This is a genomic window from Mesorhizobium sp. B2-4-6 (assembly GCF_006442775.1).
Lineage (GTDB): Bacteria > Pseudomonadota > Alphaproteobacteria > Rhizobiales > Rhizobiaceae > Mesorhizobium.
On sequence record NZ_VFVI01000002.1, the window covers coordinates 37,272 to 54,148 of the forward strand.

A 16,877-nucleotide genomic window follows, 5' to 3' on the forward strand; every position below is an offset into this window, starting at 1 on the left:
GGGGCCGCGGGGCATTTCCTGCGCGTGGCCTGGACTGCCTCGCTGCTGGCACTGTTGTTCTGCCTTACAGCCGCCGCGCGTGCCGACACCCTGCTTGGCGCGACGGGCTGCAAGATGGCCGGCGACGCCACCAAGATGCGCATCGTCGTGAATTTCGACCGCGAGCCGGACATCAAATGGTTCCTGCTGCGCGGCCCCAATCGCCTGGTCGTCGATCTGCCGCGCACGCGATTCGCGCTCGACGCCAAGGATGTGAAGCCGCGCGGCCTTGTGCGGGCCGTTCGCTACGGCGATCAGGGACATGGCTCGCGCCTGATCCTTACCGGCAAGGGCCCTTTCGCCGTCGACAAGCTCGACGTGCTCAAGAACGACGACGGCAACGGCTATCGCATCGCCATCGATATGTCGGCTGCCTCCGAGAGGGAGTTCGACGAAGCTCTCGCCAACCAGTCGCTGACGACCGGTTCGACGGTTTCGACCGAAAAGGGCGAGCGGGTCGGCACCGGACCGGTCTCGGCGCCGGGCCATCGCTTCACGGTGGTTATCGATCCCGGTCATGGCGGCGTCGATGGCGGCGCCGAAAGCTCCGCCGGCACGGTCGAGAAGGACGTCACGCTCGCTTTTGCCAAGGAACTGCGCGACAAGCTGGCCGCGGTCGGCAAATACGATGTCTACATGACACGCGACAACGACGTGTACCTGGCGCTCGACGAACGCGTGCGCATCGCGCGCCAGCACGAGGCCGATCTTTTGATCTCCATCCATGCCGATACGATCGCCGTCAAAGGTCTTCGCGGCGCCACGGTCTACACGCTCTCGGACAAGGCTTCCGATCCGGAGGCCCAGGCGCTCGCCGATCGCGAGAACCTGTCCGACCAGTTCGCCGGACTGAAGATCGAGGACGACAACAAGGAAGTCACCGACATCCTGATCGACCTGATCCGCCGTGAGACACATGGTTTCTCGATGAGCTTCGCCCACACGCTGGTCGGTCAGCTGTCGACCAGCGTCGGCCTGATCAACAATCCGCAGCGTTCGGCCGGCTTCAGGGTGCTCAAGGCTCCGGACGTGCCGTCGGTCCTGGTCGAGCTCGGCTACCTCTCCAACATCAAGGACGAGGCGCAACTGCTGAACGCCGACTGGCGCGGCAAGGCGGCGCAAAGCATAACCAACGCGGTTGCCCTGTTTGCCGCCGCCAAGACCGGAACCGCGACGGGTGGCTGACCCCGCCGCACCCGCCCACGACCGCCGGACGTCTACAACCACAAGCAGCGTTGCATGACGACAACACCCGGCGTTATTATTCGGCAACCGAGTCCTCAATTTTCGCGCTGCCGTATTTTGTCCACATGGCCGCGACATGGGTTTTTCGATTGCGGATTGGGACCGCCCCTGGAAGCTTGCGCGACTGTCGGCTTCGTTTAGGAAATTCCCGAACCTCGGACTGGAGCGGGCATGATTCGTCTCATCGGCTATTTCTTTGGCATCGGCACGACGCTGGCGCTGCTGGTGGCGGCCGGTCTTGCCATCTACATCAGCCATCTGACGAAGGACCTGCCCGACTACGAGGTTCTGGCCAAATACGAACCGCCGGTGACGACGCGCATCCATGCCTCCGACGGCGCGCTGATGGCTGAATATGCGCGCGAGCGGCGTCTCTACCTGCCGATCCAGGCCATCCCGGACCGCGTCAAGGCCGCCTTCATGTCGGCCGAGGACAAGAACTTCTACAACCATCCGGGTATCGATATCACCGGTCTTGGCCGCGCCATCATCGTCAATCTGCAGAATTTCGGTTCCGGCCGGCGGCAGGTCGGCGCCTCGACGATCACCCAGCAGGTGGCCAAGAACTTCCTGCTCTCTTCCGATCAGACCTATGAGCGCAAGATCAAGGAGATGATCCTGGCCTTCCGCATCGAGCAGGCCTATTCGAAGGACCGGATCCTCGAGCTCTATCTCAACGAAATCTTCTTCGGCTTCGGCGCCTATGGCGTCGCGGGCGCCGCGCTCACCTATTTCGACAAATCGGTCAACGAGCTGACGGTCGCCGAGGCGGCTTATCTCGCCTCGTTGCCGAAGGGCCCGAACAACTATCACCCCTTCAAGCACGCCGACCGTGCCCTGGAGCGCCGCAACTGGGTCATCGACCAGATGGTCGAGAACGGCTACGTCACCCGCGAGGAGGGCGACAAGGCCAAGGCTGAACCGCTCGGCGTGACCCCGCGCCGCAACGGCTCCTATCTGTTTGCCGGCGAGTACTTCACCGAGGAAGTCCGCCGCCAGATCATCGCGCGCTACGGCGAGAATGCGCTTTACGAGGGCGGCCTGTCGGTGCGCACCACGCTCGATCCTAAGGTCCAGCTTATCGCCCGCAAGGCGATGCAGAACGGCCTGCTCAAATACGACATGCTGCGCGGCTATCGCGGTCCGGTGACGCATATCGACGTTTCCGGCGACTGGGGCGTGCCGCTCGGCAATGTGAAGGGCCTCGAGGACGTGCCGGAATGGACGCTGGCCGTCGTGCTCGACAGCTCGGCGACCGGCCTGACCATCGGCCTTCAGCCGGCGCGACAGGTTTCCGGTGACCTCGTCAAGGAACGTGTCCAGGGTACCGTCAGCAAGGAAGACATGGGCTTCGCCATGCGCCACTTCGTCAAGGGCAAGTCAGTCAGGGCGAAGTCCCCGGCGGAAGTGCTGGAGCCCGGCGATGTGGTCTTCGTGCAGAAGAATGACGGCTCCGACAACACCTACATGCTGCGCCAGGTGCCGGAGGTCGAGGGCGGCCTCGTCGCCATGGATCCGCACACCGGCCGCGTGCTCGCCATGGTCGGCGGCTTCTCCTACGCGCAGTCGGAATTCAACCGCGCCACCCAGGCGATGCGCCAGCCCGGTTCCTCGTTCAAGCCGATCGTCTATTCGGCGGCGCTCGACAATGGCTATACGCCGGCCTCGGTGATCATGGACGGCCCGATCACCATCCAGAGCGGCAACACCACCTGGACGCCGAAGAACTATGACGGCACGGTCGCCGGCCCGGCCACCTTGCGCTCCGGCATCGAGAAGTCGCGCAATCTGATGACCGTGCGGCTCGCCAACGACATGGGCATGAAACTGGTCGTGGAATATGCCGAGCGCTTCGGCGTCTACGATCATTTGGCGCCCTATCTGCCGATGGCGCTGGGCTCCGGCGAGACGACCGTCATGCGCATGGTCTCGGCCTATTCGATCATGGCCAATGGCGGCAAATCGATCAAACCGTCGCTGATCGACCGCATCCAGGACCGCTACGGCAAGACGGTGTTCAAGCAGGACGAGCGCGGCTGCGAGGGCTGCAACGCCACCGACTGGAAGAACCAGCCGGAGCCGGAGCTGGTCGACAATTCCGAGCAGGTGCTCGACCCGATGACCGCCTACCAGATCACCTCGATGATGGAGGGCGTCGTGCAGCGCGGCACTGGCGCCACCATCGGCGAGCTCGGCCGCCACATCGCCGGCAAGACCGGCACGACCAATGACGAGAAGGATGCCTGGTTCATCGGCTTCACCCCGAACCTCGTCGTCGGCCTCTATATGGGCTACGACACGCCGCGCGGCCTTGGCCATGGCGCCACTGGCGGCGGCTTGGCGGCGCCGATTTTCAAGGACTTCATGCGCGTTGCGCTCGACGGCAAGCCGAACACCGACTTCCAGGTTCCCGATGGCATGAAGCTGATCGCAATCAACCGCAAGACCGGCATGCGTGCCGCCGAGGGCGATCCGAACACCATCATCGAGGCGTTCAAGCCCGGCACCGGGCCGGCCGACAGCTACTGGGTGATCGGCATGGGCGCCGATGGCTCGAACGGCTCCGGCGCGGGGCTGTCGCCGCAGGCCAACCAGGCCATCCAGGACGGCGGCGGCGGCCTCTACTGACCTCCTGAATTCCCGAAATGGGCCGGCGACTTATTCCTAGACCGTGACCTTTTGCGAAAACCGGTTTCCACTTTTCGGGGTCACGGTTGAGCCGGCCCATTTCGCTTTACAGGCGGCGATGCCGTGCCTATGTATCGCGCCTATTCCGAAAAGACCGAAAAGAACAGGACCGAACGAAGAGCCATGCGCGCGGAAACGCTCAACATTGTCGACGAGATCAGGCAGGCGATAACCCTGCTGAGGAGGCATCTTTGACTGGGATCAGGCTGTAAAGCGGCTTGAATACCTGAATTCGCGCGCCGAGGATTCCAGCCTCTGGAATGATCCGGTCGAAGCGCAGAAGCTGATGCGGGAGCGCCAGGAGCTCGAGGACGGCATCGCCGCCGTCAAGGGGATGACGCAGGCGCTGGAAGACAATATCGGCCTGATCGAACTCGGCGAGGAAGAGGGCGACGACGGCATTATCGCGGAAGCGGAGGCGGCGCTGCGTTCGATGCAGGGCGAGGCGAAGGCCCGCCAGGTCGAGACGCTGCTCTCGGGCGAGGCCGACGCCAACGACAGCTATCTCGAAATCCATGCCGGCGCCGGCGGCACCGAGAGCCAGGACTGGGCCTCGATGCTCCTGCGCATGTACACGCGCTGGGCCGAGCGCCGCCGCTTCAAGGTCGAGGTTCTGGAAATCCATGACGGCGAAGAGGCGGGCATCAAGTCCGCCACCGTGCTGATCAAGGGCCACAACGCCTATGGCTGGCTGAAGACAGAGTCCGGCGTCCATCGCCTGGTGCGCATTTCGCCTTACGACAGCAACGCGCGGCGCCACACCTCCTTCGCCAGCGTCTGGGTCTATCCGGTCATCGATGACTCGATCGAGATCAATGTTTCCGAATCCGATGTGCGCATCGACACCTATCGTTCCTCGGGTTCGGGCGGCCAGCACGTCAACACCACCGACTCGGCGGTGCGCATCACCCATCTCGCGACCGGCATAGCGGTCGCCTGCCAGGCCGAGCGCTCGCAGCACAAGAACCGCGCCAAGGCTTGGGAAATGCTGCGCTCGCGACTTTACGAGGAAGAGCTGAAGAAGCGCGAAGCGGTCGCCAACGCCACCGAGGCGTCGAAGAGCGACATCGGCTGGGGCCACCAGATCCGCTCCTACGTGCTGCAGCCCTATCAGCTCGTGAAGGATCTGCGCACCGGCGTTGAAAGCACTTCGCCGTCGAGCGTGCTCGATGGCGATCTCGACGAGTTCATGGAAGCCTCGCTCTCGCATCGCATCGAGGGTGGCGCCGGCGAAGCGGTGGCGGACCTCGACTAGGGGGCCCCGCGTCGCACGAGGGAGGAGTCGGTGACGTGCAAACTTACCGGAAAATGTTTCTGCGGCGCAGTCCACTACGAGGTTGCGGATGAATTCGTTTATGCCGCCAACTGCCATTGCTCGAACTGCCGGCGCACGACGGGGGCGGCGTTCAAACCCTTCGCCGGCATCGAGCGCGAAAAGTTTCGCCTGACCGCCGGCGATGACCGGCTGCTGATCTACGGTGACGAAACTGGCCACGACGCGCATTGCGGGCGATGCGGCTCGCTCATCTATTCGTTGGTCCGCGACGGCGCCTATGTGCATATCGCGATGGGGACGCTGGTCGATGATCCGACCATACGGCCGACCGCGCACATCTTTGTCGGGTCCAAGGCGAAGTGGTTCACAATCGCCGACGACCTGCCGCAGTATGACGGGCATGTTCCCTACTGAACGCCTGGAACCAGCTTGAGCCGAATCCCGTTGTCGGGCACCAGTTCCGTGCGGCTAACCGGTCGTTAACCAAGCCGGCACACGATTCTGGATGGCAGAGGTTGGCGTGAAGCGCGGCTTTGCCGATGCAAGCGGATGCTTGCGCCAACCGAGGAATCAGCCCAGCCTTTTGCGCTGGGATAAAAGCATTTATGGCCGGGTGCGGCATATCTGCGACCGACGATCCGGCCACTGGGAAGATACGTTCCGGGAACGGGCAAGCGAAAACGCTTGATGCTCGAAAGGAACGTTTCGATGTCTGCTGCCATATCAAGATCGGCCCAAGCCGCTCGACCGGCTGGCCGACTTTTGTTCTCCCTGCTCGCTGTTGGAGCCAGCTCGGTGCTGGCGCCGCTGGCCATCGCGCACGACGCCCAGCCTACGGCGGCCATGCCGCAAGGCTGGAAATACCCCTTTGCCTGTTGTGCCAACTTCGATTGCAAGGAGGTGCCGCAGTCATCGATCAGCGAGCGGCCCGAAGGCTATGTCATAAAAGGCACGGGCGAGGTGGTGGCCTATAGCGACAAGCGGGTCAAGAATTCGCCCGACGGCGAATATCACTGGTGCGCGCATCAGGCCGGGCTCGACGCCGGCAAGACCATCTGCCTGTTCGTGCCGCCGCCCTCATACTAGACTTCGCGAGCCAAACGCGAGCCGCTAGAGAGTTTCGAACGCGCCGGCATATCTGCCGAAAGCTGCTGACAGACAGTTGTCAGGACTGCTTCTTTATGTTGCCCTTCCGCTAGGGAATCCGGGGTGGCGGCGGACAACGGAAAGGTGAGTCCATGACCATCAAAGGCAGCTGCCATTGCAAGGCGACAACCTTCGAGGTGGCCGAGGCGCCGCGGACGGTGACGCAATGCACATGCTCGTTCTGCTCGAAGCGCGGGTCGCTATGGGCGTATTATGTGCCGTCGCAATTCAAGCTCACGAGCCCGCCGGAGAACGTCTCCTTCTACCGCTGGGGCTCGAAGACCGTAAAGCATGGTTTCTGCGCCACCTGCGGCTGCGGCACCTTCACCGAAACGCCTGATTGGTCGACCGGAAAGCCGGACTTCGACAACCCGAAGATCAGCGTCAATTCGCGCCTGTTCGACGATTTCGACCTGGATAAGGTCGAGGTGGTGGTCATCGACGGCAAGAATTTGTGGTAGACGCGAAGCGGGAACGGCAGCCGGACTTTGCCGGCCGCATTCCCGTTCCGTTTTTCGCCGCATTTCATGCTACAAGGCTGCGGAAGGGCTGATTTGGCGCGGCCGCAAAGGCCGCGAATTGGAGAGGGACCAATCTCATGAAGAAGACTGTGCTCGTCGCCGTGGCGACGGCTCTATTGGTGAGCGCCTGCACCACTACCGATCCGTATACCGGCGACCAGAAGATCTCCAATACGGCAGCGGGGGCCGGCCTCGGCGCGTTGGCAGGCGCCAGCCTCGGTCTGCTGGCCGGCGGCAATGACCGCCGCAACGCCCTGATCGGTGCCGGCATCGGCGCGCTCGCCGGCGGCGCGATCGGCGCGACGATGGACCAGAACGAGGCGGAGCTTCGCCGTCAGCTGCAGGGCACCGGCGTCAGCGTCACCCGCAGCGGCGACCAGATCATCCTCAACATGCCGTCCGACATCACCTTCAATGTCGACCAGGACGCGGTGAAGCCGGGCTTCTATCCGGTGCTGAATTCGGTCGCGCTGGTGCTGAAGAAATTCCGCCAGACCACCGTGGACGTTTTCGGCCACACCGATTCGACCGGCGGCGACCAGCACAATTTCGATCTGTCGCAGCGTCGCGCGCTTGCCGTCGCAAATTACCTGTCCGGCCAGGGCGTCGATCAACGCCGCTTCGCCGTCACCGGCTTCGGCAAGACCCGCCCGATCGCATCCAATGCGACCGCCGCCGGCCGCGAGCAGAACCGCCGCGTCGAAATCCAGCTGTCGCCGCTCACCTGAGAGAAAACGGCGCGCAGAGGCGCAACTCCATCAAGGCAAACGGCCCCGTACGGGGCCGTTTTTTTTTTGAAATGGTCCAAAGATGGGGTCGAAGGTCTTAGGACATTAGCTTTTTCTAATTGATACTTTTCCGAAACCCGTGAAAGGACTACCATCCTGCTGTTCCAGAGGGGATGGGGTGGTCAATTGGCCGCGCACTCAACATCTACCGCCCCGGTCTTGCACGGCCAGATCAACGGAATCTGGGAGGAATGCATGACAAGAACAGCTCGCTTGGGGCGCTGCGGCGTCCTCGCTTTGGCGTGTCTTATCGGCACATCGTCCGGCGTCGCTACGGCCCGGGCCGAGGACGCCAACAAGGCCGACATCGAAGCCTTGAAGAAATCGCTGGCCAAGTATGAAGATTACACGGCCGCTGTCCGCGACCTCTATTTGTCGACCGTCGGCTGCGTCCACTACAGCGGCGAGAAGATGGACGGCGCGATGTACTACCCGAAGGGCGCGATGGGCATCCATTTCGTCAACGTCCCGAGCGTCGGCAAGCCGCTCGACCCGATGAAGCCCAACGTCCTGATCTACGAGCCGACGAAGAAGGGCTTGAAGCTGGTCGGCGTGGAATGGTTGGTGCCGCTGACACCGGACACCAAGGCGGCCCCGACATTGTTCGGCCAAAAATTCATGGGGCCGATGGAAGGCCACTATCCGCTCATTCCGAGGGAGTTCGTCCACTACGACCTGCATGCATGGTTGTTCAGGGACAATCCGAACGGCATGTTCAGTCCAACGAACCCGAACGTGAAATGCAGCAAGGCCGAGTTCCCGATGCTTGAGAAGCCGACCAAGATGATGCCGGGACCGATGTAGGCATCGCCTTTGGCTGGATTGCTTCGGGCGAAGCAGAAAAGGAAACGGCCCCGTTTAAGGGGCCGCTTTCATTCCAGACTACGCTGGTATCGACTTCAGACCTTCGCGACGATCCGCATGAAGGCCGGCACGTCGTCGCCGAAACCGACGGTTGCGTCGTCTTCTTCCTGACGGTGGCGGCCGGGGCGGTCGCGCTGCGGGCGGGCGTCGCCGCGCTGTTCGTTACGGTTGCCTGGGCCCTTGCGCTCGTTCTCGGAACGGATCGCGTCCTTGCGGGCGCGGCGTTCGGCGATATCGGCCACTTCGGCGACGGGCTGTTCCTCAAGCGCGGTATCGGGCGTCTCGTCGCGCTTGGCGTGACGGTCCTTCTTGCGCTCGCCGCGTTCTTTGCGATCGTCCTTGCGGTCCTCGTCCTTGCGGCCGGCGCGACGCGGGGCGCCGCGGCCACGGCGCGGCTGCTCCTCGCCCTCGCTCTCGGTCACGGTCGACAGGTCGCCGTCATGCCATTCGATTTTGCTGCCGATCAGCTTTTCGATGGCGTCGACATATTTCGTGTCCGAGCGCGTCGCGATGGTGAAGGATTTTCCCGAGCGGCCGGCGCGGCCGGTGCGGCCGATGCGGTGGACATAATCCTCGGCGTGGATCGGCACATCGTAGTTGAAGACGTGGCTGACATCGGGAATGTCGAGGCCGCGCGCGGCGACGTCGGACGCAACGAGATAACGCAACTTGCCGTCGCGGAAGTTGGCGAGCATCTGCATGCGCGCCCGCTGATCCATGTCGCCATGCAGCGCGCCCGCATCGAAATCATGCTTCAGCAGCGAGCGGAACAGCTCCGACACCTCGATCTTGCGATTGCAGAAGATGATGGCGTTCTTCAGTTCCGCGTCTTCGGCCTTCATGAGATTGCGCAGCGTCTCGCGCTTGTCCCAGGGTTTTGAGCCCGACTTGACCAGCCGCTGGATGATGTTGGTTGCAGCGGATGCGGCCTTGGAAACCTCGACGCGCACCGGCGCGTGCAGGAATTTTTCGGTGAGCTTGGTGATCTCCGGCGGCATCGTCGCCGAGAAGAACAGCGTCTGGCGCGTGAACGGGATCATCTCGCAGATGCGCTCGATGTCGGGAATGAAGCCCATGTCGAGCATCCGGTCGGCCTCGTCGATGACGAGAATCTCGACGCCGTTGAGAAGGAGCTTGCCGCGCTCACGGTGGTCGAGCAGGCGGCCGGGCGTGGCTATCAGCACGTCGGCGCCGCGCTCGAGCTTCTTGTCCTGCTCGTCGAATGAGACGCCGCCGATCAGAAGCGCGATGTTGAGCTTGTGGTTCTTGCCGTATTTGATGAAGTTTTCCTCGACCTGCGCGGCCAGCTCACGGGTCGGTTCGAGGATCAGCGTGCGCGGCATGCGGGCTCGCGCCCGGCCCTTTTCCAGGCGCGTCAGCATCGGCAGCACGAAGGAAGCCGTCTTGCCGGTGCCGGTCTGGGCAATGCCCAGCACGTCCTTGCCGAGCAGCGCGTGAGGGATGGCGCCGGCTTGGATCGGAGTCGGCTCGGTGTAGCCGGCATCGGTGACTGCGGAGAGAACCTTGGGCGAAAGGCCAAGGTCCGAGAATGTCAACGCTTCTTGAGCGATCGTGGTGTCTGAGGACAAGTGTTTGTTGTCTTTGTTGGTTGGGAAAATCGCGACACAGCAGCCGCGGCAGGCGCCGCGCGCCTGCAAGATCGGTGTTGCAATTAGGCGCAAGCCCTCGATTTGTCAACAGAAACGGACCGAAATACAGCGATTGTGAAGACGTAACCTTAATCGCAACGCTTAATCGAAACAGTATCGTTGCGCCGGCTCAGTAGCGGAACTGTTCGGCAAGGATGCGTTCGTTCCATGAATGGTTCGGATCGAACAGCAAGGTTGCCGTCGCCGTCGGCGATTCCCGCACGGTGACGGAAGCCACTGCCTTGACCTCGGTATGATCGGCCGCGGCATTCACCGGGCGCTTTTCGGCTTCCAGGATGTCGAAGCGTATGGTCGCCTTGTTGGACAGCAGCGCCCCGCGCCAGCGGCGCGGTCGGAAAGGACTCACCGGCGTCAGCGCCAGAAGCGGCGCATCGAGCGGCAGGATCGGCCCATGCGCCGACAGATTGTAGGCGGTGGAGCCGGCGGGCGTCGCGATCATCACGCCATCGCAGTTGAGTTCCTCCAGCCGCACCTGGCCATCGACGGTGATGCGGATCTTCGCCGTCTGGTAGGACTGGCGCCACAGCGCCACCTCGTTGATGGCCGGCGCCGAAACGGTTTCGCCGTCATGCGTCACCGCGACCATTTCGAGCGGCCGGATCGTCTCGGCGACCGCGGCGGCGATGCGTTCCTCGAGGCCGCCGGCGCGATATTCGTTCATCAGGAAGCCGATGGTGCCACGGTTCATGCCGTAGACCTTCTTGCCCGTGCTCATCGTGTCGCGCAGCGTCTGCAGAAGAAAGCCGTCGCCGCCCAGCGCAATGATGATCTCGGCCTCCGCGACAGGCACCTTCCCATAGCGCGCGGACAGGCTTTCCAGCGCCGCCCGGGCGTCGTCGGTATCGGAAGAGACGAAGGCGAAACGGTTGGAGGCTTTGCTCATGGCTCCCGGAGGGCGACCGTCTGCGGGGCCGCGCCGGCGACGGCGTAGCATGCGTCACCCATATCTGTGAAGGGCGCTGCGCTGACGGGCGGGTCACACCCGACAATCGCGCTTCGTGACAGCCGCGACATGAATGTGATGGCTGCTATGGTTAAGGCGAAGCTTAAACACTCGTAAAGCCGGATCGATCATGTTAGCCGACAGTGGATGGGTTGGCGGGGGCTGGCCAGTCGAGAGACCTGTCTATTGCCGGTAACGCGTCTGATCATAGTCTTCCTGATGATGGGAAGTTTCGCGCTCATGTTCGCTGAGCTGGTGCGTCATTCCGAAGAGATGAGCCAGCGGCCGCAGCCGACGGCTTCCCGCTGCGGCGACGCCACCGGGACACCTTGTCCGCAAAGGGCGCTTTAGAGCAATTCCAGGAAAAGTGAGCGGTTTTCCGTCCGGAATTGCGGAAACAAAGACTAGGCTTCGCTTCCCAGGTCACTCAGCCGCCCTGCAAGTGGCAGCCGGCCTTGCGTTTGCCCGCGACATACTCATCGATGAGTTGCCGGTAGCGCACCTTGCCGAAGCTCGGAAAATGGCCGCCATGCACGACCGAGACGTCGAGGTCGCGCATGGCAAGCAGCGTCCCGACATAGTCCTCGATATCGGAATGATAGACGTCGTCGATCAGCGGCCCGTCATAGACGATGTCGCCCGACAGCAGGATGCCGGTCCTTTTCTCGTAAAGCGCGATGCCGCCGGGCGAATGTCCAGGCGTGTGGATGACCTCGAAGGCGCGGTCACCGAGGTCGACGACGTCGCCGTGCTCGAGCAGCCGGCCCGCCGGTGCCGGCAGGATCAGGTAGCGCGCCGTATCCCAACCTGCCGGCGCGCCGTCGAACATCTCCTCATTGGCGTAACGGTCGGCGACCGTCCATTCGTTGCGCGGATCGGCAAGGATTTGGGCTTCGGCCGAATGCACGCAGCGATCGGGGAATTCGTGATGGCAGCCGATGTGGTCGAAATGCGTGTGGCTGGCGACGCAGGTCAGCTTGCGCTCGCTCACCAGCGGCACATGGCGCCGTAGGCTGAAATGGCCGAGGCCGGTATCGAACAGCAGGTCGCGGTCGCGCCCGCGCACATGCCAGATGTTGCAGCGGAAGAACGGCTTTATCCACGGCTCATGGATGAGCGTGACGCCGTCGCCCATGCGGATGGTTTCGTACCAGTCCGGAGCCTCGATGACCGGAAGCATACCCATGGATCAGTCCGCCAGCAGGATGATGTCTTGAGCGTTGCATGAAACCCGGATCGTGTCGCCTGCCTGAACGGTGGCGGAAGCGGGAGCCTTGGCGATGAACTGCAATGCCGGGTCCAGCATCGAGGTGGCCAGCACGCGCTTGAAGCTGCCCTGGAAGACGACATCGCCGACCTTGGCCGTGCCTAGCGCGACATCGCTTTTTACTTCGCCGAGGACCAGGTGCTCGGGCCGGATCGCGAGCGCGACTGTGGCGCCGGCAGACGACGCGCCGGGCAGTGAAATCGGCCCCACCGCCGTCGAGGCCCTGACGATCCCGTTCGTCGCCTCGGTGACCGTGCCGGCAAGGATCGTGCTCTCGCCCATGAAGGTAGCGGAAAACCGCGTCGCCGGCCGCGTATAGACCCGCTCGGGCGGGCCTTCGTCCTCGATGCGTCCGTCATTCATCACCACGCAATGGTCGGCCAGCGCCATCGCTTCTTCCTGGTCGTGGGTGACATGGATGAAGGCGGTGCCGACGCGCTTCTGGATCGCCTTCAACTCGTCCTGCATCTGCCGGCGCAGCTTGAGATCGAGCGCGCCGAGCGGCTCGTCGAGCAGAAGCACCGCAGGCTCGATGACCAGCGCGCGGGCGAGCGCCACGCGCTGGCGCTGGCCACCGGAAAGCTGATGCGGCTTCTTGTCGAAGGCGGCCGCCAGCCCGACAAGCGCAAGTGCCTCGCGCGCCTTCGCCGCCCGGGTCGCGCCGTCTACGCCCTGCATGCGCAGCCCGAAGCCGACATTGCCGCCGACGCTCATATGCGGAAACAGCGCATAGTCCTGGAACACGGTGGTTGTCGGGCGCTTGGCCGGCGGCACGGCGGTGCAATCCGCGCCACGAATGAAGACCCTGCCTTCGCTGGGCATGACGAAGCCGCCGAGGATCGAAAGCAGCGTCGTTTTGCCGGAACCGGACGGGCCGAGCAGGATCGTATAGGTGCCGGGCTCGATCGCCAGCGAGACGTTCTTCAGCACCGGGAGCTGGCCGAAGCGGTGCGAGACGTTGCGGATGTCGACCAAGGGCGCGCTCATGCCGGCTTTCTCCGCAACAGCGTCAGTTCGAAAAACACCACCAGGACGATGGAAACGGCAAAGACCAGCGAGCCGACGGCATTGGTCTTGGGATTGAGGCCGGAGCGCAGGAGGTTCCAGATCTCCACGGGCAGCGTCGTCTCGAAGCGGGTGAGCAGGAAGGAGATGACGAACTCGTCCCAGGAAAACGTCATCGACAGGAAGAAGCCGGCGAAGATCGCCGGCGCCATGACTGGCACGGTGATCATGAGCAGCACCTTCCATTCGGCGGCGCCGAGGTCGCGCGCGGCGCGCTCGATGTTGATCTGGTGATCGCCCATCTGGCTGTAGATGATGGCGAAGCAGAGCGGCAGGTTGATCACCACATGACCGATGCCGGCCGCAAGCAGCGATTTCGGCACGCCGGCCCAGTTGAACAGCACCAGCAGGCCCATGCCGATGATGAGGTAGCTGACGGTGAGCGGCAGCGTGATCAACCCGCGCAGGATGGCCGAGCCCGGCAGCACGAAACGGGCAAAACCCCAGGCGGAGAGAAAGCCGAGCGTGACAGAGGCAAGCGAGGAGAGCACCGCCACCAGCAGCGAATTGACCAATGCCGAGGTGAGCCGCGCATCCGACAGCACCGCCTGGTACCAGCGAAGCGATGGGCCGGTGAAGGGCGGGATGGGGAAGGAAGTTGCCTGCAGCGAAAACAGCACCAGCACGACCACCGGCAAGAAGATGAAGCCGTAGACGGCGATGGCGTAGACCCAGGCGGCGAGGCGGACGGCTGCGCGCATGATCAGGCCCGCTCGATCTTCAGCCAGCGCGCGCAGGCGAGATAGGCGATGGTGACGACGGCCATCAGGATGATCGACAGCGCGGAGGCCAGCGGGAAATCGCCCCGGCGGCCGATCTGCATCATGACGAGCTGCGGCATGACGAGTTCGTTGTTGCCGCCGAGGATCTGCGGCGTGATGTAGTCGCCGATGCAGAGCACGAAGGTCAGGAACGCGCCGACCATGATACCGGGCAAGGTGAGCGGCAGCACGACATGCAGGAAGGTGCGCACCGGCCCGGCGCCGAGGTCTGCGGCCGCCCTGCGGTAGCTCGGGCTGAGCTGCTTGAGATTGGCGAAGATCGTCAGCGTCAGAAGCATGACGAAGAAATGCACGAAGCCGGTGACTGTAGCGAAGCGCGTGTTGGCGAGCTGGAGCGGTTCGCCGATCAGGCCGATGCCGGTCAGCGCCCGGTTGATGACGCCGTTCTGCGCCAGCACCAGCAGCCAGGAATAGGAGCGCACGACATAGGAGGTCCAGAACGGCAGCACGGCCAGCATCAGCGCCAGCCGCTGCCACCGTTCCGGCACCATCTCGGCAAGGATCCAGGCAAAGGGATAGGCGAGCAGGATCGAGACCACGGTGACGATGGCCGTGACCTCCAGCGAGTTGACCATCGCCCGCCAGTAGGACGGGTCGGTGAAGAACTGGCTGTAATTGGCTAAAGTGAAGCCGCCGCCTTCATGCGCCGTGAGGCTGGAAAACCCCATGGCGATGAAGGGCAGCACGAAGAACAAAAGCGTCCATGCCAGCGCCGGCGTGACCAGCGCCCAGGGCAGGGCACGCTTGTTGTTTCCTGCACCGCTCATGAGCCGATTTACTGCGCCTGCAGCATCTCGGTCCACATGTCCTGCATCTTCTTGTCGAGATCGGCGTTCGGCGCCGGATAGGCCTGGGCGCGGGCGAGGAAGCCGGGCTGCTCGTCGAACCGCAGGATCTTCTTCTGATCTTCGCTTAATGCCGCCTTCTTGTTCGACGGCATGCCCCAGTAGCAGGAGGAGGTGGCAAGCCGCGCCTGGCCCTCCGGGCTCATGATGTACTGGATGAATTTCAGCGCCATGTCCTTGTTCTTGGAATCCTTGAACATGGCGAGCGACTGCGACCACAGCACGGCACCCTCTTTCGGGATAGAGAAGTCAAGCGCCGGATTTTCCTTGGCAAGGCCGGCCGTGACCCACTCGCCGCCGCCGACCAGGATGTCGACTTCGCCGGTGGCTAACGCGGTCTGGCTGGCGGTGACTTCGCCGACCAGCTTGGCATTGGCCTTCATCTTGAGCAGCTCGGCCTTAAGGGCAGGCAGATCGGTCTCGGTGAGGTCGGCGGTCTTCTTGCCGATGGCCAGAGCGGCCATGCCGATCACCGGCAGGTAATAGTCGTAGATCGCGATCTTGCCCTTGTATTTGTCGCTGGTGAGCGAGGCGAGCGACTGCATGTCAGCCGGATCGACCTTGGTCTTGTTGAAGCCGATCGTGTTGTAGCCGAACTTTTCGGTGATGCCGTAGCGCTTGCCGTCGACGACAGTCGACTTATCCATCTTCACTTCCGAGAAGAGGTCGGCGAAGGGCAATTTGTCCTCAGGCAACGGCTCGAACAGGCCCTTTTCGACACCGCGCGGCACGTCGATGGAATCGATCACCATCACGTCCCAGTCGCCAGGCTGCGACTGCTCGACGATGGCCAGCCCCGCGCCTGTGCCCTCGAACTCCTTGACATTGACCTTGACGTTGTTGGCCTCCTCGAAGGGCTGCAGCAGCGCCGGATCGGAATGATCGCACCAGATCAGCGCATTGAGGTCGGCGGCTTGGGCGCCACCTGCTGCGACGAGCAGCGCCGCCGCGGCCGCGCAGGCGGCTGAAAGATGAGATTTCAGAATGGAAAGCGGATTCCGGGCATTGACGGTCATCGAGTGTTCTCCCTGCCTTTGCTGGCTTGTTGGAAGAAAAGTTGAACCAATTCCAAAATTGAGTCAATTATGATTTGTGGCAGAGAGGCTGGTATGAGCGGATTGCGCGAACGGCAGAAGGCGGACCGGCACCGCCGCATCATCGATGCGGCGACGGAGCTTTTCCGCGAGGCCGGCTATGAAGGCGCCAAGATCGAGGCGATCGCCGCACAGGCTGAAGTCTCGATCGGCACCATCTACAACTACTACCAGAACAAGGGCGACATCCTTGGCGCCATCGTGTCGATGGAAGTCAACGAGGTGCTGAATGCCGGGCGAGGGGTGGTCGCCAGCCCCCCGGCCAATGTCGGCGACGCGCTGGACACGCTGATCGGCATCTATATCGAGCATTCGCTGAATTATCTCAGCAAGGAGATGTGGCGCCAGGCGATGGCGATCTCGACCCAATTGCCGGACAGCCCCTTCGGCCAGGCCTACACCGCGCTCGACCGCGCGCTGACCGAGCAAATAAGCGCCCTGATGGCGCGGCTGCAGGAGATCGGCCTGGTGCGGCCGGACATCGACGGGCCGGCGGTGGGAGAGCTGATCTTCAACAACATGAACATGATGTTCATCGAGTTCGTCAAGCGCGACGAAGCGAGGATACCGGAGCTGCGCGCGGCGGTACGAAGGCAGAACCGGATTTTGGTGTCGGCGATTGGGGTGTGAGCCCTCAGGAAAGG

At 63.1% G+C, this 16,877-nt stretch carries 16 protein-coding genes; 9 read left to right on the plus strand and 7 right to left on the minus strand.

The features are described 5' to 3' along the window. The first annotated feature begins 24 nt into the window (after positions 1-24). The 8 genes from FJ957_RS05990 (at position 25) to FJ957_RS06025 (ending at position 8,507) form a co-directional block, all read left to right on the plus strand. The gene (locus tag FJ957_RS05990) at positions 25-1,224 is read left to right on the plus strand and encodes an N-acetylmuramoyl-L-alanine amidase (RefSeq protein WP_246685775.1); all 1,200 of its coding nucleotides are present in this window, start codon (positions 25-27) and stop codon (positions 1,222-1,224) included. Between the two features lie 231 nt (positions 1,225-1,455). Continuing rightward, on the plus strand, positions 1,456-3,912 hold the full coding sequence (locus FJ957_RS05995; RefSeq protein WP_140829670.1) for a penicillin-binding protein 1A: 2,457 nt from the start codon (positions 1,456-1,458) through the stop codon (positions 3,910-3,912). Between the two features lie 183 nt (positions 3,913-4,095). After that, positions 4,096-5,227, plus strand: a protein-coding gene (gene prfB / locus FJ957_RS06000; protein WP_140830838.1) for a peptide chain release factor 2 whose coding sequence is annotated in 2 segments (ribosomal slippage) — positions 4,096-4,161 and positions 4,163-5,227 — 1,131 coding nt in all. Because the reading frame shifts where the segments join, the coding sequence is not laid out codon by codon here. Positions 5,228-5,257: 30 nt separating this feature from the next. After that, positions 5,258-5,662, plus strand: a complete 405-nt coding sequence (locus FJ957_RS06005; RefSeq protein ID WP_140829672.1) for a GFA family protein — start codon at positions 5,258-5,260, stop codon at positions 5,660-5,662. 294 nt (positions 5,663-5,956) lie between these two features. Further along, positions 5,957-6,334, plus strand: coding sequence for a hypothetical protein (locus FJ957_RS06010; protein ID WP_140829674.1), 378 nt, complete (start codon positions 5,957-5,959; stop codon positions 6,332-6,334). Positions 6,335-6,486: 152 nt separating this feature from the next. Then, positions 6,487-6,855: a GFA family protein gene (locus FJ957_RS06015; RefSeq protein WP_140829676.1), complete on the plus strand. Its 369-nt coding sequence runs from the start codon at positions 6,487-6,489 to the stop codon at positions 6,853-6,855. A 137-nt stretch (positions 6,856-6,992) separates the two neighbouring features. Beyond that, complete coding sequence (locus FJ957_RS06020; RefSeq protein ID WP_112099652.1) at positions 6,993-7,643, plus strand: OmpA family protein; 651 nt, start codon at positions 6,993-6,995, stop codon at positions 7,641-7,643. A gap of 255 nt (positions 7,644-7,898) precedes the next feature. After that, a complete protein-coding gene (locus FJ957_RS06025; RefSeq protein ID WP_140829678.1) occupies positions 7,899-8,507 on the plus strand; it encodes a hypothetical protein in 609 nt (202 codons plus the stop codon). Positions 8,508-8,602: 95 nt separating this feature from the next. Here the strand turns inward: FJ957_RS06025 and FJ957_RS06030 are convergent, their stop codons facing one another. The 7 genes from FJ957_RS06030 to FJ957_RS06065 all read right to left on the minus strand — a co-directional run bounded on the left by FJ957_RS06030 (position 8,603) and on the right by FJ957_RS06065 (position 16,155). Continuing rightward, entirely contained in the window at positions 8,603-10,156 is a 1,554-nt protein-coding gene (locus FJ957_RS06030; protein WP_181180514.1) for a DEAD/DEAH box helicase, read from the minus strand. A gap of 190 nt (positions 10,157-10,346) precedes the next feature. Beyond that, positions 10,347-11,120 (minus strand): NAD kinase, encoded by a 774-nt coding sequence (locus FJ957_RS06035; protein WP_140829680.1) that lies wholly within the window; start codon positions 11,118-11,120, stop codon positions 10,347-10,349. A 487-nt stretch (positions 11,121-11,607) separates the two neighbouring features. Then, positions 11,608-12,366 (minus strand): MBL fold metallo-hydrolase, encoded by a 759-nt coding sequence (locus FJ957_RS06045; RefSeq protein WP_140829682.1) that lies wholly within the window; start codon positions 12,364-12,366, stop codon positions 11,608-11,610. 3 nt (positions 12,367-12,369) lie between these two features. Then, positions 12,370-13,434: an ABC transporter ATP-binding protein gene (locus FJ957_RS06050; RefSeq protein ID WP_140829685.1), complete on the minus strand. Its 1,065-nt coding sequence runs from the start codon at positions 13,432-13,434 to the stop codon at positions 12,370-12,372. Then, entirely contained in the window at positions 13,431-14,213 is a 783-nt protein-coding gene (locus tag FJ957_RS06055) for an ABC transporter permease (RefSeq protein WP_140829687.1), read from the minus strand. The genes FJ957_RS06050 and FJ957_RS06055 overlap by 4 nt, the downstream gene beginning before the upstream one ends. A 2-nt stretch (positions 14,214-14,215) precedes the next feature. Further along, positions 14,216-15,061: an ABC transporter permease gene (locus FJ957_RS06060; RefSeq protein WP_140829689.1), complete on the minus strand. Its 846-nt coding sequence runs from the start codon at positions 15,059-15,061 to the stop codon at positions 14,216-14,218. A gap of 8 nt (positions 15,062-15,069) precedes the next feature. After that, positions 15,070-16,155 carry a spermidine/putrescine ABC transporter substrate-binding protein gene (locus FJ957_RS06065; protein WP_140829691.1) on the minus strand — a complete coding sequence of 362 codons (1,086 nt, stop codon included), beginning with the start codon at positions 16,153-16,155 and terminating at the stop codon, positions 15,070-15,072. Between the two features lie 93 nt (positions 16,156-16,248). Between FJ957_RS06065 and FJ957_RS06070 the strand changes: the two genes are divergently transcribed. Continuing rightward, a complete protein-coding gene (locus FJ957_RS06070) occupies positions 16,249-16,863 on the plus strand; it encodes a TetR/AcrR family transcriptional regulator (RefSeq protein WP_140829693.1) in 615 nt (204 codons plus the stop codon). Positions 16,864-16,877 lie beyond the last annotated feature (14 nt).